The organism is Stutzerimonas kunmingensis (genome assembly GCF_014764705.1).
GTDB lineage: Bacteria > Pseudomonadota > Gammaproteobacteria > Pseudomonadales > Pseudomonadaceae > Stutzerimonas.
This window is the reverse complement of sequence record NZ_JACXXG010000003.1, coordinates 44,778-61,927: the sequence shown is the minus strand read 5'-3', so window position 1 is coordinate 61,927 and position 17,150 is coordinate 44,778. Positions and strand designations below refer to the sequence as shown.

At 65.2% G+C, this 17,150-nt stretch carries 18 protein-coding genes and 1 riboswitch; of the genes, 8 read left to right on the top strand and 10 right to left on the bottom strand.

Going from position 1 to position 17,150, the window contains the following annotated elements; translation table 11 throughout:
* The first annotated feature begins 97 nt into the window (after positions 1 to 97).
* From IEG05_RS03760 to IEG05_RS03725, 8 genes are all read left to right on the top strand, one after another.
* On the top strand, positions 98 to 2,155 hold the full coding sequence (locus IEG05_RS03760) for a BCCT family transporter (protein ID WP_014818617.1): 2,058 nt from the start codon (positions 98 to 100) through the stop codon (positions 2,153 to 2,155).
* Between the two features lie 289 nt (positions 2,156 to 2,444).
* Positions 2,445 to 3,218 carry an ABC transporter ATP-binding protein gene (locus IEG05_RS03755; protein ID WP_003281313.1) on the top strand — a complete coding sequence of 258 codons (774 nt, stop codon included), beginning with the start codon at positions 2,445 to 2,447 and terminating at the stop codon, positions 3,216 to 3,218.
* A gap of 14 nt (positions 3,219 to 3,232) precedes the next feature.
* Positions 3,233 to 3,988, top strand: coding sequence for an ABC transporter substrate-binding protein (locus tag IEG05_RS03750; protein WP_023444040.1), 756 nt, complete (start codon positions 3,233 to 3,235; stop codon positions 3,986 to 3,988).
* A gap of 63 nt (positions 3,989 to 4,051) precedes the next feature.
* The gene (locus tag IEG05_RS03745; protein WP_046617414.1) at positions 4,052 to 4,747 is read left to right on the top strand and encodes an ABC transporter permease; all 696 of its coding nucleotides are present in this window, start codon (positions 4,052 to 4,054) and stop codon (positions 4,745 to 4,747) included.
* Entirely contained in the window at positions 4,744 to 5,433 is a 690-nt protein-coding gene (locus IEG05_RS03740) for an ABC transporter permease (protein WP_046617413.1), read from the top strand. Before IEG05_RS03745 ends, IEG05_RS03740 begins: the two co-directional genes overlap by 4 nt.
* Before the next feature lie 100 nt (positions 5,434 to 5,533).
* The gene (locus IEG05_RS03735; protein ID WP_046617412.1) at positions 5,534 to 6,436 is read left to right on the top strand and encodes a D-hexose-6-phosphate mutarotase; all 903 of its coding nucleotides are present in this window, start codon (positions 5,534 to 5,536) and stop codon (positions 6,434 to 6,436) included.
* 180 nt (positions 6,437 to 6,616) lie between these two features.
* On the top strand, positions 6,617 to 6,823 hold the full coding sequence (locus tag IEG05_RS03730) for a hypothetical protein (protein ID WP_013984451.1): 207 nt from the start codon (positions 6,617 to 6,619) through the stop codon (positions 6,821 to 6,823).
* A gap of 80 nt (positions 6,824 to 6,903) precedes the next feature.
* Positions 6,904 to 7,821: a LysR family transcriptional regulator gene (locus IEG05_RS03725; RefSeq protein WP_046617411.1), complete on the top strand. Its 918-nt coding sequence runs from the start codon at positions 6,904 to 6,906 to the stop codon at positions 7,819 to 7,821.
* A 99-nt stretch (positions 7,822 to 7,920) separates the two neighbouring features.
* Here the strand turns inward: IEG05_RS03725 and IEG05_RS03720 are convergent, their stop codons facing one another.
* From IEG05_RS03720 to mdcA, 10 genes are all read right to left on the bottom strand, one after another.
* Positions 7,921 to 9,180, bottom strand: a complete 1,260-nt coding sequence (locus IEG05_RS03720) for a D-amino acid dehydrogenase (protein WP_046617410.1) — start codon at positions 9,178 to 9,180, stop codon at positions 7,921 to 7,923.
* 159 nt (positions 9,181 to 9,339) lie between these two features.
* A riboswitch (glycine riboswitch) is annotated at positions 9,340 to 9,427 on the bottom strand.
* A gap of 188 nt (positions 9,428 to 9,615) precedes the next feature.
* Positions 9,616 to 10,380: a malonate transporter subunit MadM gene (gene madM / locus IEG05_RS03715; RefSeq protein ID WP_191121668.1), complete on the bottom strand. Its 765-nt coding sequence runs from the start codon at positions 10,378 to 10,380 to the stop codon at positions 9,616 to 9,618.
* A gap of 3 nt (positions 10,381 to 10,383) precedes the next feature.
* The gene (madL, locus tag IEG05_RS03710) at positions 10,384 to 10,782 is read right to left on the bottom strand and encodes a malonate transporter subunit MadL (protein WP_046617408.1); all 399 of its coding nucleotides are present in this window, start codon (positions 10,780 to 10,782) and stop codon (positions 10,384 to 10,386) included.
* Between the two features lie 120 nt (positions 10,783 to 10,902).
* The gene (gene mdcH, locus IEG05_RS03705; RefSeq protein ID WP_046617407.1) at positions 10,903 to 11,829 is read right to left on the bottom strand and encodes a malonate decarboxylase subunit epsilon; all 927 of its coding nucleotides are present in this window, start codon (positions 11,827 to 11,829) and stop codon (positions 10,903 to 10,905) included.
* Positions 11,826 to 12,443: a malonate decarboxylase holo-ACP synthase gene (locus IEG05_RS03700; RefSeq protein WP_046617406.1), complete on the bottom strand. Its 618-nt coding sequence runs from the start codon at positions 12,441 to 12,443 to the stop codon at positions 11,826 to 11,828. The genes mdcH and IEG05_RS03700 overlap by 4 nt, the downstream gene beginning before the upstream one ends.
* 71 nt (positions 12,444 to 12,514) lie before the next feature.
* The gene (gene mdcE, locus IEG05_RS03695) at positions 12,515 to 13,300 is read right to left on the bottom strand and encodes a biotin-independent malonate decarboxylase subunit gamma (protein ID WP_191121667.1); all 786 of its coding nucleotides are present in this window, start codon (positions 13,298 to 13,300) and stop codon (positions 12,515 to 12,517) included.
* Positions 13,297 to 14,163: a biotin-independent malonate decarboxylase subunit beta gene (locus IEG05_RS03690; RefSeq protein ID WP_046617404.1), complete on the bottom strand. Its 867-nt coding sequence runs from the start codon at positions 14,161 to 14,163 to the stop codon at positions 13,297 to 13,299. The genes mdcE and IEG05_RS03690 overlap by 4 nt, the downstream gene beginning before the upstream one ends.
* Positions 14,156 to 14,455, bottom strand: coding sequence for a malonate decarboxylase subunit delta (locus tag IEG05_RS03685; protein ID WP_014818584.1), 300 nt, complete (start codon positions 14,453 to 14,455; stop codon positions 14,156 to 14,158). The genes IEG05_RS03690 and IEG05_RS03685 overlap by 8 nt, the downstream gene beginning before the upstream one ends.
* A 2-nt stretch (positions 14,456 to 14,457) precedes the next feature.
* Positions 14,458 to 15,330, bottom strand: coding sequence for a triphosphoribosyl-dephospho-CoA synthase (locus IEG05_RS03680; protein ID WP_046617403.1), 873 nt, complete (start codon positions 15,328 to 15,330; stop codon positions 14,458 to 14,460).
* The gene (gene mdcA, locus IEG05_RS03675) at positions 15,330 to 16,997 is read right to left on the bottom strand and encodes a malonate decarboxylase subunit alpha (RefSeq protein ID WP_046617402.1); all 1,668 of its coding nucleotides are present in this window, start codon (positions 16,995 to 16,997) and stop codon (positions 15,330 to 15,332) included. Before mdcA ends, IEG05_RS03680 begins: the two co-directional genes overlap by 1 nt.
* Positions 16,998 to 17,150 lie beyond the last annotated feature (153 nt).

The following is a 17,150-nucleotide window of genomic DNA, read 5'->3' as shown; positions in this document are numbered from 1 at the left end:
CTTCGGACCGTCTACCCCAAAGGCAGCGTTCGGGCAATCCGGAGGTTTCGCCGCGTACATCCCGCTCATCACCCGCGCAAACGGAGGCTGACCGTCCATGGACGCCGCCAAGAAAATACCCAAGGCCATCATTCTGTTCCCCGTGTTCATTCCAGCAGTGATCGTCACACTGCTGCTGGTGATCGGAACCATCAGCAATCCGGAACTGGCCGGTGAAGTGTTCAGCTCGACGCTAGCGTTCATCACGACCAACTTCGGCTGGTTCTACATGCTCTCGGTGGCCTTTTTCTTGGTGTTCATCGTCGGCATCGCCATGACGCCCTGGGGCAGCATCAAGCTGGGCCCGGATCACGCCGAGCCGCAATATAGCTTTCCAGCCTGGTTCGCCATGCTCTTTTCCGCCGGCTACGGCATCGCCCTGCTGTTCTTCGGCGTGGCCGAACCCGTGCTGCACTACGCCTCGCCACCCGCCGGAGCCGGAGAAACCGTCGACGCGGCCAAGCAGGCGATGCAGATTGCCTTCTTCCACTGGGGCTTTCATATCTGGGCCATCTACGGACTGACCGGTCTGGTGCTGGCGTACTTCTCGTTCCGCCACGGCCTGCCGCTGTCGATGCGCTCGGCGCTGTACCCGATCATCGGCGAACGCATCTACGGGCCGATCGGCCATGTGGTGGATGTCTTCGCGATTCTCGGCACGCTGTTCGGCATCGCCACCACGCTGGGTCTGTCCGTCACGCAGATCAACGCGGGCATCAACTACCTCTGGCCGTCGATACCGATCAGCATCAACGTGCAGATCATCGCCATTGCGATCATCACCGGCCTGGCGATCTGCTCGGTGGTCGCCGGTCTGGACAAGGGTGTGAAGAACCTGTCGCTGTTGAACATGATCCTGGCGATCGGCCTGATGCTCTTCGTGTTTCTGGTCGGGCCTACCATTTTCATCCTCGAAACGTTTCTGCAGAACACCGGCAGCTATCTGAACAACATCATCGAGCGCACCTTCAACCTGCAGGCCTACAGCCGCAGCGACTGGATCGGCAACTGGACGCTGTTCATCTTCGGCTGGACCATCGCCTGGTCGCCCTTCGTCGGCCTGTTTATCGCCAAGATCAGCCGCGGCAGGACCATTCGCCAGTTCGTCTTCGGCGTGATGTTCGTACCGACCATCTTCACCTTCCTCTGGTTTTCGGTATTCGGCGACACCGCGCTGCACATGATCATGGTCGAAGGCTACACCTCGCTGATCTCGGATGTGCAGGCGGACAACGCCATCGCGCTGTTCAAACTGTTCGAACTGCTACCGATGACGTCCATCGCCTCGTTCCTGGCGGTGGTTCTGATCATCACCTTCTTCGTTACCTCGTCGGACTCCGGCTCGCTGGTCATCGACTCGCTGGCCGCCGGCGGCGCGCTGCACACGCCGGTCTGGCAGCGTGTGTTCTGGGCCAGCATCGAGGGCGTAGTTGCGTCCGCCCTGCTCCTCGCCGGCGGCCTCAGCGCGCTGCAGACGATGACCATCGCCAGCGCGCTGCCCTTCGCAATCATCATGATGATCGCCGCGCTGGGCATGTGGCGAGCTCTGGTGATCGAAGGCCACCACGAAACCAGCCTGCAAAGCCACATGCAGGGCAGCCGGCTGGCGAGCAACGCCGGTCCCGGCCTGTGGAAGAAGCGCCTGGCGGGGATGGTCAGCTTTCCCAGCAGGGAAGAGGTCGACGACTTCATGAACACCACGGTGCTCAAGGCGATGCGCCGCGTGCAGCGCGAACTCAGTGGGCAGGAATGGGCTGCTGAAGTGCATACCGATGAAGCCCACTCGCGGCTCTACCTGGAGGTCATCAAGGACGACCAGGTGGACTTCATCTACGAGATCCGTGCGGTCGGTTACGCCATGCCGGCGTTCGCGCTGACCGAAGGGCCGGAGGCCGACGAGCAGTACTACCGTGCCGAGGTGTTCCTGCGCCGCGGCGGCCAGCATTACGACGTCTACGGATACGACCAGGCGGACATCATCAGCGACATACTCGACCAATTCGAAAAGTACCTGCACTTCCTGCACATCTCGCCGGGCAGCTTGCCGTGGAAGATGGCCGAGCACGACGAAATGCTCTCCGACGACCAAAACACGCCCAAGCCGGAAGCGAGCTGAGAACCTGGCCGCTTCGGGCCGCACGGAAGCGGACCGAGCCTGCCGTTTACGCAAGGCACCGGAGTGTGCCTGCGCGTACAGCGCCGATTTCATCTATATAGATAGGGGCGCATCGGCGGACAGCGAAACGTGACCGATTGGTCACACCGCTCAACGCCGCATCGCGCTTGGCGCATGCCGCATCGCATGCTAGGTTTGCGCCTCGCCAGGACGGCGAGCAGTTCGCGCGGAGCGCACCATCAGATATCTAGACCATGGCGGCCTTCGCCGGTCTGTAAGAGGACCCCTCATGGCCGAGGCCATCCCTGCACTGGAAATCCGCAATCTGCACAAGCGCTACGGCGATCTGGAAGTTCTCAAAGGCATTTCGCTGACCGCCCGCGATGGCGATGTGATTTCCATCCTCGGCTCTTCAGGCTCCGGAAAATCCACCTTTCTGCGCTGCATCAACCTGCTGGAAAACCCCCACGAGGGCGAGATTCTGGTGGCCGGCGAGCAGCTCAAGCTCAAGCGCGACAAGCAGGGCGACCTGGTCGCCGCCGACGGTAAGCAGCTCAATCGGATTCGCAGCGAACTGGGTTTTGTGTTCCAGAACTTCAACCTCTGGCCGCACATGACCATCCTCGACAACATTATCGAGGCACCGCGCCGCGTGCTCGGCCAGAGCAAGGCCGAAGCCACCGAGGTGGCCGAGGCGCTGTTGGCCAAGGTCGGAATCGCCGACAAACGCCACGTCTATCCCAATCAGCTGTCCGGCGGTCAACAGCAGCGCGCGGCGATCGCCCGCACGCTGGCGATGCAGCCAAAAGTGATCCTCTTCGACGAGCCCACCTCGGCGCTCGATCCGGAAATGGTACAAGAAGTGCTTGCAGTGATTCGGTCGCTCGCCGAAGAAGGCCGCACCATGCTGCTCGTCACCCATGAGATGAATTTCGCCAAGCAGGTATCCAGCGAAGTGGTATTCCTCCACCAGGGCCTGGTCGAGGAGCAAGGAACGCCCGAGCAGGTATTTGACAATCCTCAATCGGCGCGCTGTAAACAATTCATGTCCAGCCATCGCTAATGGAGCAACACCGCATGAAGAGCTATAAGAAGATCCTGCTGACCGCTGCTGCATCGTTGATCATCGGCACCCAGGCATTCGCCGCGGAAAAACTACGGATTGGTACCGAAGGCGCCTACCCGCCCTTCAACCTGATCGATGCCAGCGGCAAGGTGGTCGGTTTCGACCTCGACATCGCCCACGCCCTCTGCGCCAAGATGCAGACCGAGTGCGAAGTGGTCACCTCGGACTGGGACGGCATCATCCCGGCGCTGAACGCCGGCAAGTTCGACTTCCTCGCCGCCTCGATGTCGGTGACCGAAGAGCGCAAGAACGCCGTCGATTTCACCGACCACTACTACACCAACAAGCTGCAGTTCGTGGCGCCCAAGTCCACCGACTTCAAGACCGACAAGGACTACCTGGACGGCAAGGTCATCGGCGCCCAGCGCGCGACCATCGCCGGTACCTGGCTGGAAGACAACCTGGACGGCGTGGTCGACATCAAGCTCTACGACACTCAAGAAAACGCCTATCTGGACCTGGCCTCCGGCCGCGTCGACGGCATCCTGGCCGACACCTTCGTGCAGTGGGAATGGCTCAAGAGCGATGCTGGCAAGGGCTTCGAGTTCAAGGGCGAGCCGGTATTCGATGACGACAAGATCGCCATCGCCGTGCGCAAGGGCAACGACGAGCTGCGTGAGAAGCTGAACAAGGCGCTGGCCGAGATCATCGCTGACGGCACCTACAAGCAGATCAACGACAAGTACTTCCCGTTCAGCATTTACTGATCCAACCGAGCCGAAGCCCGGTCGCCTGAAACTGGCCGACCGGGCTTCGGTGTTTGAGCTTCTATGATTCCTGACCTTCACGGATTCGGTCCGGCGCTTATCGCCGGCACCTGGATGACCATTCAACTGGCCCTCGCCTCCCTGGCGCTGGGGCTGGTGCTCGGTCTGCTCGGCGCTCTCGCCAAGACCTCACCCTACAGTGCGCTGCGCTGGCTCGGGGGCACCTATTCGACCATCGTGCGCGGCGTACCCGAATTGCTCTGGGTACTGCTGATCTATTTCGGCACCATCAGCCTGATTCGCGGTATCGGCGAGCTGTTCGGCATCGAGAACCTGGCCCTCAGCCCGTTCGCCGCCGGCACCATCGCCCTTGGTTTGTGCTTCGGCGCCTACGCCACCGAAGTCTTCCGCGGGGCGCTGCTGGCCATTCCTAAGGGACACCGTGAGGCTGGCCTGGCCCTGGGGCTGGGCAAACGGCAGATCTTCACGCGGCTGATCCTGCCGCAGATGTGGCGCCTGGCGCTGCCGGGTCTGGGCAATCTGTTCATGATCCTGATGAAGGACACGGCACTGGTATCCGTCATCGGCCTGGAAGAGATCATGCGCCGCTCGCAGATCGCCGTGACCGCCAGCAAGGAGCCTTTCACCTTCTTCCTGGTCGCGGCCTTCATCTACCTGTGCCTGACCATCGTCGCCATGATCGGCATGCACTTCCTCGAAAAACGTGCCGGCCGTGGCTTCGTGCGGAGCGCAGCATGACCTGGGAAATCTTCATCAAGTGGCTGCCGAGCTTCATCGAAGGCGCCTGGCTGACGCTGCAACTGGTCGGTGTTTCGGTCGTCGCCGGGCTGATCCTCGCCGTGCCGCTGGGCATTGCCCGCTCCTCCCGCCTGCTGGCCATACGCGCGCTGCCCTATGGCTACATCTTCTTCTTCCGCGGCACCCCGCTGCTGGTGCAACTGTTCCTGGTCTACTACGGCATGGCGCAGTTCGAAATCGTGCGCCAAAGCGCGCTCTGGCCGTACCTGCGTGACCCGTACTGGTGCGCGATCATCACCATGACCCTGCACACCGCCGCCTATATCGCCGAGATCATCCGCGGAGCGATCCAGAACGTGCCGCCGGGTGAAGTCGAAGCCGCACGGGCGCTGGGCATGTCACGGGCGCAGGCTCTGCTGCACATCATCCTGCCGCGCGCGACGCGCATCGGCCTGCCGGCCTACAGCAACGAAGTGATCCTGATGCTCAAGGCCAGCGCCCTGGCCAGCACCATCACGCTGCTGGAACTGACCGGCATGGCGCGCAAGATCGCCGCCCGCACCTACCTGCACGAGGAAATGTTCCTCACCGCCGGCCTGATCTATCTGCTGATCGCCTTCGTGCTGATGCAGGGCTTCAAACTGCTGGAGCGCTGGCTGCGGGTCGACGCCTGCCAGGGACGCTGATTCCCGCACTGCCTCCTTGCGCAAGGAGGCAGTGACCCTTTCTGAATCCCGCCTTCACTCTGCGGTCAGACGCAGATCCCGAACCCTTACGAGATTCCCCATGCCTGTCGATATCCAACGCATCGAAATGAACCAGCTCGCCTGCTGGCGAGTACGCCGCGGTGAGGACGAACTGCTGATCGCCGAACAGGGCGCGCAGATCCTCAGCTATCGCCAGGGCGATGCGCCGCCGATCATCTGGCTTAGCGAGGAGGCCGCCTTCGAACAGGGCCAATCGGTACGCGGAGGCGTACCCGTGTGTTGGCCGTGGTTCGGCGATCTGGCGCGCAACCCACAAGAGGTCCAGGCGAGCTACCACGGCGAGCAACCCGCGCCCTTCCACGGCTTGGTGCGCGCCCTGCCCTGGCAATTGCGGAAGCAGCACGGCGAAGGCGATACGGCGACTCTCGAGTTCCACTGCCCGCAGGCGCTCGACGCACTGCCGGGCTGGCCGCACCGGGTCGAACTGACACTGCAGATCCGCCTGGCCGACGAACTGGAGCTCAGCCTCAGCAGCCGCAACGTCGGCACGGAGGCAGTCACGATCAGCCAGGCCCTGCACAGCTACTTCGCCGTCAGCGACATCCATCAGGTTCGCGTCGAAGGCCTGGCCGGCTGCCCCTACATCGATACGCTGCTGGATTGGCAGCAGCGCCAGCAGCAGAACGGAGACCTGGCGTTCAACGGCGAAACCGACCGCATCTACTTGCAGCTCCCGACGACCCTGAAGCTCATCGACCCGGCATGGAAACGCAGCATCCAGCTGACCACCCGAGGCTCGCGATCAGCGGTGCTGTGGAACCCCTGGATCGACAAGGCCAAGCGCCTGTCCAGCTTCGCCGACGACGCCTGGCAGCGCATGGCCTGCATCGAGACAGCCAACGTGCTGGACGACGCCGTGGTCTTGCAACCGGGCCAGCAGCACCTGTTGGGCGTATCCGTCACCGCAATCCCCGCGCGCTGAATAGTCGCTTAGTCATGCAGTACCAACTGTCTAGGAGCTGACTCCGCGAACGGATGTGCGGGGTAACCGTTCGGCAGCCAAACGCTGGCGGCCGATGAACGGGCGAGGATTAAGCCCGCTGAAGTGACAAAATGACATCACAGCTGCGCCTGCAGCCTTTCGATGATCAGAGTCACTCACATGCCCGCCAATCGCCGCTATTCCATCATCCTCGAACACTCCGGGCAGGTCCTGCTGGAGCAGGCCTCGCTTGAGCAGGTCGAGGCGTTCTGGGATGCCAATGACGAAACCTATTTCGGCTTGCGTATCGAGGACGCCCAGAGCGAACACGCACGCGTGTACGTCACGGACGAGATTCCGGAAGACGAAGAACTCGCCCTGCCCTGATCGCCTGCACTGCTCCGCTTTCGCGCCCCGCCTGAGTACGAGTTCGGCATAATCGTCTGCCCGACCGCGGAGCAACGGCCATGCAGATCGACGAAGAACTGACCCTGAAGAAGCTGGAAGTGTTTCTGGCCTTCATGCGCAGCGGCAATCTGGGCAAGGCCGCGGTCGAGCTGAACACCAGCAACGTCAGCGTGCATCGCGCCATCCACTCGCTTGAAAGCGCGTTGCGATGCCCGCTGTTCAAGCACGAGGGGCGCAACCTGATTCCGCTGGAAAGTGCCTATGTACTCGAAGAGCGTGCCCAGCAGCTGGTCAAGGATGTGCTCGAGACGGTGCGGCGTACCCGCGAAGCGGCCGGTTTCTCGGCCGAGCGCTTCAAGCTCGGTGCGCTCTACTCGCTGACGGTGAAGACCGTGCCGCAGCTGATCATGGGCCTGAAGCTGCGCCGCAGCGAGCTCAACATCGACCTGATCCTGGGCTCCAACGTCGACCTGCTCTACAAGCTGAAGAACATGGAGCTGGACGCCATTCTGGTGTCGCTCAACGAGAGCGTCGCCGACCCGGACTGTGCCCAGGTGCAGCTGTTTTCCGACGACATTTTCCTCGCCGCGCCAGCCGACTCGCCGTTCGCCAACCAGAGCGAAGTGGATCTCAGCGATCTGCGTGACGCCACTTTCATCACCCTGTCCCAAGGCTTCGCCACCCATCAGGACGGCAACCGGGTGTTCCAGCTAGCGGGTTTCGAGCCGAAGGTGGCGATGCAGGTGAACGACATCTTCACGCTGCTCAGCATGGTCAATTCCGGGGTCGGTTACGCGCTGCTGCCGGGGCGGGTGGGCATGGTCTACGAATCGCGGGTGCGATTGATACCGCTGCAGGCGCGCTATCACCTGCAGCAGCACATCGGCGTGGTGTTTCTAAAGGCCAAGGAGCGCGACCCCAACCTGCTGGCGCTGCTCGCCGAATGCCGGATGTACAGCCTGAAACACCCGAGCTGAAGCAGCGTCCGCATGCGGCCGAGCGGGACGGGAAGATGATTAGATGGGCGCCGCAGCGGTGGAAGAGGCTTCGCCGTCTTCCACCCTACGACCGCCGCATTAGGCGACGGCTGTCTGCCCGGATGCGACCGGAGCCGGCCGGCCCAGGCTTTGCGCCACCACGTCACCGACCATGTCCGCGGTGATCGCGCTCAGCGTCCAGCCAAGGTGCCCGTGGCCGGTGTTGTAGAACACGCAGGGCGAACTGCCACGGCCGACCTTGGGCATCATGTTCGGCATCATCGGCCGCAGGCCGGCCCAGGGCACTACGCTGCGGGTGTTGACGCCGGGGAAGCACTGGTTGACCCAGTCCACCAGCGGGCGGATGCGATCGGCACGGATGTCGCGGTTGTAGCCGTTGAACTCGGCGGTGCCGGCGACGCGGAAGCGGTCGTCGCCGAGGCGGCTGCTGACCAGCTTGGTTTCATCGTCGAGCAGGCTGACGATGGGTGCCGAGGCACGGCTGACTTCGTCGGCCAGGTTGACCGTGATCGAGTAGCCCTTGACCGGATAGATGTTCACCCGGTCGCCGAGCTGCGCGGCGAGATCGCGGCTGGCGGTGCCGGCGCAGATCACCAGGCCGTCGAACTCCAGCCGCTCGCCACCGGCAACGCCGCCCAGCGTCACGGTCGCGCGCTTGCCGTCAGTGGCCACCGCCTGCACGTCCTCGCCATACAGGCAGCGCACGCCGAGGCGCTCGATCGCCGTGGCCAGACCATGAGTGAACTTGTGGATGTCGCCGGTGGAATCGCACTCGGTGAAGTAGCCACCGTAATAGGTGCCGGCCAGGGTCGGTTCGATGGCGCGCATCTCTTCCGGCGTCACGCTGCGCCGCGGCAGACCGCCTTCGGCAAGCAGGCGCGAGACCAGCCCGGCATGCTCGAAACCGGCCTTGTCGCGGTAGATGTGCAGGATGCCCTTCTTCTTCAGGTCGAAGTCGATGCCTTCGGCTTCCGCCCAGGCGAACAGATGCTCGCGCGCGGCGATGGCCAGACGCGCGGTTTCGACGGTGTTCTGCCGGTAATTGGGGATCGAGCCGATGAACTCGGCGAACCAGGAGAGCTTGTGCCAGCTGGGCTTGGGATTGACCAGCAGCGGCGCATCGCTCTTGAGCATCCACTTGAGGCCCTTGACGATGGTCGACCAGTGGTTCCAGACCTCGGCATTGGAGGCCGACAGCTGGCCGCCGTTGGCGAACGAGGTTTCCATCGCAGCGTAGCGGTGCTTTTCCAGCAGGGTGACCGAGAAGCCGCGCTTGGCCAGGGCATAGGCGGTGGTGACGCCGGTGATACCGCCACCGATGACTGCGATTGTTTTCATTGTTGTCGCTCCAGAACGTCAGGGGGTCATAGCCCGTGCGCCCAACGCGCGGCGGGCGCCCCCTCTGTTCTGGACCTGAGAGATTCACGAGCGCGTGACGGCTCGCTTGCTCCTTCGGTGCGCCCGGCGACGAAAACCGGGCGGCTCTTCAGAGTGTCAGCAGTGATAGCGGTCCTTTTGCCTGAGAGTTTCCGGGGCGGTTGCTCCTTCGGCGCTGCCATGCGGCAGTCTCTCCCGCAATCACATCGATTCGCGTCAGCGCCGCTTGCGGCATTCTGTCGCGATTCGAAGCCTACCCTGCCAGAAAATGCGAGCGCTGTAACCCCCACGTTCGGATGACGCGGACGGGAGACTCGAGGCATCCATGGAACGCGCTGCGGAACCGCGCTCGCCTGGAGCGACAGGACCGAGCCCGGCCGCTCACCGGCGCAGCGGTTAGCCCAACAATCCGCGCATGACGAAGAACAGCAGCGATGGCCCGAGCAGGCAGCCCAGCGCGGTGTAGAACGCCGCAGTCAGGCAGCCGTAGGGCACCAGGCGGGCATCGGTGGCCGCCAGGCCGCCGGCCACACCGCTGGAGGTACCGATCAGGCCGCCGAAGATCACCGCCGCACGGGGGTTGTTCAGGCCGATCATCGGCGCCACGAACGGCGTCGCGATCATCACCAGAATCGCCTTGACCAGAGCTGCGGCGATCGACAGCGCCATGACTTCGGAGCTGGCGCCAATCGCCGCGCCGGTGACCGGGCCGACGATGTAGGTCACAGCGCCCGTGCCGATGGTGGTCAGGCTGACCGCGTCGGTGTAGCCGAACGCCATGGCCACCGCGACACCGGCGATGAAGGAGGAGAACACGCCGACGAACAGCGCCAGCACACCCACCAGACCGGCGCGCTTGAGCTCCTCGACGCTGACGCCGAAACCGGTGGCGACGATGGCGAAATCACGCAGCATGGCGCCGCCGAGCAGGCCGATGCCGGAGAACAGCGCGATATCCACCAGGCCCTTCTGCCCGCCGGTCACCACGCCGCCGATGTACGACAGCAACAGGCCGATGAGGATGGCGACCGCCGAGCCGTGCAGGCGGCCGTTGGTGAGCTTGTCCGACAGCCAGTAGGAGATCCACATGGTCGCGCCGATGATGGCGAAGCCGCTGATCAGGCCGTAGCCGGAGATCACTTTCATCAGAGATTCGTACATGGATCAACCCCCCGTGGTCAGTGGCTTGGCTTCATCGGCTTCAAGCTTTTTTCGGCCGATCCGGTCGAGCACCGGCACCAGCGCGAAGGCCACTGCGACAGCCGCCACACCGGCGAGAATGGCCATCGGGCCGCCGCTGAGGGCGCCATAGACGTTCTGTTGTGCCGCCATCGCGACCACGATCGGGATGTACACGGCACTCCAGAATTTCACCCCCTGTTCGGTCTCCATGTTGAACAGGCCGCGCTTCTTCAGGTAGCTGCCGAGCAGGATCAGCAGGACCATGGCGATACCCACGCCGCCGACGTTTGCCGGTACGCCCAGCAGCTTGCCCAGCAGCTCGCCGGCGAAAATGCCGGTGAGGGTACACAAGGCCAGGAAGGCCACACCAAAGATGATCATTGTTCTTGTCCTTTTTGGTTGCGCCGCCTGCAGAGGGCTTGGCGCGTGTTGTCGAGGTAGTTGTTTTTATCCATCGATCAGCCGCGAGTAAGGCTTGCTCGCGCTGAATGTGCACGCGGTCTATCGGCTCTGGCTGCCCTCCTGACGCAGCAAGGCGTCCAGTGTGTCGAGCCGGGCGCCGTCGAATGCGGCCAGCGTACCCTGTTCGAAAACCCGTCGTGCCAGGCCGGTCAGTACCGAGCCCGGGGGCAGTTCGATATGCAGACGCACGCCGCGTTCGTAGGCGGTGCGCAGGGTGCCGTGCCAGTCGACGACGCGGCACATGTTGAAGGCCAGGTCGTCGCGCAGACGCTCGATATCGAATATCGGGCGTGCGGACGAGCTGCTCAGATAGCGAACTTGCGGAGCGCGCAGGCTGACGTCGGCGAAGGCTTCGGCCAGCTGCCGCGCCGGCTGCTCGAGCAGCACGCAATGCGACGGCACGCTCATCGCCAGGCGCCGCGCACAGGAGGCGCCGAGGGCCTTGGCGCGGGCGGCGACCGCGGCCATGGCGGCGTCGCTGCCGGCGATGACGAGCTGGTTGTCGGCGTTGATATTGGCCAGGTAGGCGGGCTCCGCGGCCTCCGTCAGCAGGCCCTCGACAGTGCCCAGCGACAGGCCGAGGATGGCGGTCATGCCGTAGCCGTGCGGGTACGCCCGCTGCATCAGCTCGCCACGCAGCGCAACCAGTCGCACCGCATCGCGATAGTCCAGCGCCCCGGCGACCACCGCCGCGGCATAGGCGCCGATGGACAGCCCGGCGACATAGTCCGGCCGCTGGCCATCGCGCATCAGCAGCCGCGCTCCGGCGACACCGGCGATCAGCAGGCAAAGCTGCACGGCACGGGTCGATTGCAACGCGTCGGCCGAATCAAGCAGCAGCGCATCCTCACCCAGCACCGCACTGGCCTGCGTCAGGCATTCGTGCACTTCGGGCTCCTGCGGCAGGCGCTGGAGCATGCCGGGTTTCTGCGCGCCCTGGCCGGGAAAGGCGAACAGGCTGCTCATGCCGCACGCCCCGCTTGCCAGGGATCGCCGACCAGCCGGGGGCCATCCGCGGTCTTGACCAGCACCCGCGCGCCGTCACCGGCCCATTCCCTGAGCGCCACACCGCCCAGCGGGGTCTCCAGCTGCAGGTCGACGCGGCAGGCGCGGCGTTCCAGCAGCTGCAGCAACGGGCGCGCCTCGCTGCGTGGCAGCGGATGCTCGGTTCTGAGCAGCAGATCGAGATCGCTGTCTGGATGCGCCGTCGGCAGTCCGGTGGCGAGCTGAAAGCCCGCCGAGCCGGTGACGCCCCATACATACCCCAGCGCATCGAGCAACGGGCGTAGCTCGGCCAGCACGCGGAACACCGGCAGATCCTCACTGGCCTGACGAGCGAGCAGATCTTCCGGCGCCAGCCGATGACCAATCTCCTCAACCGGCATCAGCGCGGCCAGGCGTTGATCACGCGTCGCCCCGCGCAACCCGACCGCCACCTGCCCAGGCGCGATGACGGCACGCCGCACCACCACCGGCTGGCCAGCCGCGAGCACAGCGACCGCCCAGGCGGGCGCATCGGCCGGCAGTTGCTCGGGACGCATGCCCCAGAGCAGGTCGTGGGGGCGGGGAGTGTCGTGCATCTACAGCCTCCTCGTGATTGTTGTTGTCGAGTCGCTGATGGGTTCGGCGGATACTGTCGCTCAGGTGTTCGCTACCACTGCGCGCGCAACAGCTCGCGCACCCGCGACGACGCCTCGCGGTTCGGCGCACCGAGTCGGCCGCGCAGGTCGCTGCTGCTGCCGATGTCCGCCACGGCCTTGTCCAGGCAGTCGCGCACCCGCTGCAGGTCGTCCGCCGAGGGCTGCTCGATGCTGTCCACCGAGAGGGTTTCCCAGAGCAGGCCGAGGGTCGCGTAGTTGTCGATGTCGTAGGCCATCGGCGGCACCGATTCGGCCAGCGCTTCCAGCTCCTCGACGCTGCGCAGGGTGATGCGCGCCGCGGCGGCCTTGCCCATGGCATGCACCATCACGCCCGGATCGCGCAGGGCGATGATCCGCTGGGCCTGATAACCGTGGGCGAGAAAGGCGCCGGACATGGCCTTGCCCACCAGCAACGCGATCACCGGATGCCCGGCCAGCCGCGCACGGGCATAGCCGTCCACGGCACCGGCTAGCGCCTGGTGAATGCCCAGCGCCTCCTCGCGGCGGCCATAGGCCTGGCTCGGCACGTCGACCACCGCAACCACCACACGCTTGTCCGCCTTGTCGCGATCGGCGGCGATCACCTCGTCCAGCGCCTGGCCCAGCGCCCAGCCATCGAGCAGGCCGACCTCGCCGTTGCGCGCGCGCGAGAAGGGATTCTCGGCATCCGGCACCACGGCGATATAGCGGGCGGCGCGCTCACCGAGCGTGCCATCGACCACCTTTACCGAGGCCGGATAACCTGCCAGTACCTGACCGCCGGCCAGGGCTTGCAACCAGTTCAGTCCACGGCTCATTGGGCATCTCCTTCGTAGAGGGCTCGCACGGCGGCAGCATCGAGCTGCGTGCGGGTATCGACGTCCGCCAGCCGCTGGAGAAACCAGGCGTGGCGACGGCTGCGCGGCTGCACCGGCTTGCCGAGTGCGAACAGCTCGTGCAGCTGCGCGCGGATCGCATCGGTGTCGTCGGCGACATAGGCGTCCACCAGACCCGAGGCGTAGCGCTGCTCGCCGCCGGTCAGGCTCCAGATGAACGGACGGTCACGCGAGTCGTACTCATCGAGCCCGGCTTCCTGTTCGATCACCTGCGGACCGTTGAGACCGACGCGGGCCTCACGGGTGACGACCAGGTAGCTGCACAGCCCGGCGGCGATGGACATGCCGCCGAAGCAGCCGACGGAACCGGCGACCACGCCGATCACCGGCTGGTAGTCGCGCAGCTCGACGATGGCCGCCTGGATCTCGGCGATGGCGGCCAGGCCCAGGTTGGCTTCCTGCAGACGCACGCCACCGGTTTCCAGCAGGAGCACGGCGCGGGTCGGGATGCCCTTGCGGTTGTCTTCGGCAGCCAGTTCCAGCGCACCGGCAATCTTCGCGCCGCCGACCTCGCCCATGCTGCCGCCCTGGAAGGCGCCTTCGATGGCGGCGATCACCGCCGGCTGGCCGTCTATGGTGCCTTTGGCCACCACCACGCCGTCGTCGGCCTGGGTGACGATGCCCTGCTTGGGCAGCCAGGGCGAGCTGACGCGATCGAACGGGTCGAGCAGTTCGCGGAAGCTGCCTTCGTCCAGCAGTGCGCGGGCACGCTGGCGGGCACCGAGTTCGACGAAGCTGCGCGACGCGAGTAAACGGGCCACGGTGTTAGCGGACACATCAGTCATGGCCGACCTCCTCCAGTCCCTGCTCCAGGCGCAGACGCACTACGCCGGGTGTGGCCCCAAAATCGTGAATATCGATGTTCAGTGCTGGCAGGTTCTGCTCGCGGAACATCCGCTCGAACAGTTGCTGCCAGCGCTGCTCGGCGCCGTTGACCGAGGTGACCACTTGGATCGCCAGCTTGCCGGCCTGACCGGGTTCCAGCAGCACTTCCAGATCGCCCGAGCCGACCACGCCGACCAGGGCCTTGCCGCGGGCGGGTTGCCCGGCGGCGAATTCGAAAGACAGGGTTTCCATGTTCAGTTGCTCCCAGTCGGCGCCGGCGCATGCGGCGCCAGACGGTCGAGGAAAAGGGTGGAGGCCAGGAGGTCGGCGGCGCCCCCCGGCGAGGCGTTGAGGGCGAGCATGTCGCGATCGAGCAGGCGCAGCTGGCGACGACCGGCGAGGGTCGCGGCACCACCGGCTTCGAGCACGGCGCGGGCACCAGCCTGCATGCGGGTCAGCCCTTCAAGACCGGCGCGATGCAGCACGCAGGTGTCGGTCAGGCTGCTCATGATCGCCAGCAGTGCATCGAGCCTGGCGTTCTGCTCGCCGGCGCCGGCGCGGCGACTGGCCAGCAGCTGCGGCAAGCCGTGCTCGATGACCGCGGGAAAGCCGTGCTGCGCCTGTTCGCGGGCGCCGAGCACGCCGTAGCGACGGCAGACCCGCGCGCCGTGACTGTCCGGGTTGTGCGGCGCGGCCGGGTCGTCCAGCCGCGCCAGGGCGGCCGCGCTGGCGGCGATCCCGCCGGCCGAAGCGCCGCTTTCCAGCATGGCCGCCGCGCTGAGCAGCCCCAGCGCCCAGATCGCGCCGCGATGGGTGTTGACCCCGGCGGTGACGCGCAGCATCTCCGCTTCGCCGTCGCGGCCCAGCTGGCCGAGGGTTTCACGCAGCGCCTGGCTGACCCGACCTTCGCACCGCGCGGCATCGGCCATGGCGGCGAACGCCGGCCACAGCGACTGCGCCGAGGCGTGCATCAGCCCCAGGTGCAGATCGCTGTGCGCGCCACTGCCGCGTCGGTCGACCAGCCCCGGCTTGGGCGACAGGTCGGCCTCATCGACCAGCGCCTGCACCGCCAGATCGGCCAGGCGCTCGGCCGCGGTCGGCGCCTGTCGTGCAATGAGTGCGCTCATCACCAGCTCCTGAACTTGGCAGGCGGGTTGTAGAGGCCGCCGGACCACTCCACCAGCTCGGCGATGCTCTTAGCAGCGAGCAGTTCGCGGGTGGCGTCGTTGCGGCGGATGCCGAGGTCTTCCGGCAGGGCGATCAGCCCTTCGCGGCGCATGCGCTCGGTGTCCTTCGGGTTGTGCCGCAGGCCGATGCTGGTGACGCCGGCCACCGCGGCGATCATCGCCTGGCGTTCCTCCAGCGAGCGGGCCTTGTACAGGTAGGCGATGCCTTCCTCGGTGAGCAGGTGGGTGACGTCGTCGCCGTAGATCATGATCGGCGCCAGCGGCATGCCGCTCTTCTTCGCCACCTCCACCGCGTCGAGCTGCTTGACGAAGGTGGGTTTGCCGCCTTCCTGGAAGGTCTCGACCATCTGCACCACGAGCTTCTTGCCGCGCTCGAGCATGGTCACCGGGGCCTCGCCGCCGGGCATGGCCATGTCCAGCCAGGCCGGGGTCGGATGGCGGCGACCGCGTGGGTCGTGGCCCATGTTCGGCGCGCCGCCGAAACCGGCCAGACGCCCACGGGTGACGGTGGAGGAATGGCCGTCGCCATCAACCTGCAGGGTGGCGCCGATGAACAGGTCCACGGCGTATTGCCCGGCCAGCTGGCACATCATGCGATTGGAGCGCATGGAGCCGTCGCGCCCGGTGAAGAACACGTCCGGGCGCTGGGCGATGTAGTTCTCCATGCCCAGCTCGGTGCCGAAGCAATGCACGCTCTCGACCCAGCCAGTCTCGATCGCCGGGATCAGCGTCGGGTGCGGGTTGAGCGTCCAGTTGCGGCAGATCTTGCCTTTCAGGCCGAGGGATTCGCCGTAGGTCGGCAGGATCAGCTCGATGGCCGCGGTGTTGAAACCGATGCCGTGGTTGAGCGACTGCACGTTGTGTTTTTCGTAGATGCCGCGGATCGCCATCATCGCCATCAGCACGTGCACCGGCTTGATATGGCGCGGGTCGCGGGTGAACAGCGGCTCGATGTAGAAGGGCTTGTCCGCCACCACGACGAAATCGACCCAGCTCGCCGGGATGTCCACGCGCGGCAGTTCGTCGACGATCTCGTTGACCTGGACGATGACGATGCCGTCGCTGAAGGCGGTCGGCTCGACCAGCGCCGGGGTGTCTTCGGTGCTGGGGCCGGTGTAGATGTTGCCGTGGCGATCGGCCTGGAAGCCGGCCACCAGCGCGACGTTGGGGATCAGGTCCACCAAGAGGCGCGAGTAGAGTTCGATGTAGGTGTGGATGGCGCCGACTTCCAGCAGGCCGTCCTCGAGCAGCTGGCTGATGCGCAGGCTCTGCGGGCCGGCGAAGGAAAAGTCGAGCTTGCGCGCGATCTGCCGTTCGAACAGATCCAGGTGCTCGGCGCGGCTGACGCTCGGCATGATCATGTGCAGGTCATGCAGCTTGCCGGGATCGGCCTTGGCCAGGGAGCGGGAGAGGAAGTCCGCCTGCTTCTGGTTATTGCCCTCGAGGACCACGCGATCACCGGGGGCGATCAGCAGTTCCAGGGCCTCGACGATCCGCTCGCTGGGCAGCACCACGCCATCGGCGAGGCTGCGCACCTGATCGAGACGCCGGGCTTTTTCAGCGCGACGACGCGACCACTGCGGCGGTGGGGAGATTGTTGTTGTCATGGCGACTCCACAGTTTTTCCGCTTGTGGAGCGCACAGTAGGGACGTGACCGAAGGGTCATCAATCAAGCAGCGGACGCAATCGTTACGTTTGGGTTAACGATATGTCTGGACGGCCGGTTTGCCGGGGATGCAGCAGGCGCGGCGCGTTGCAC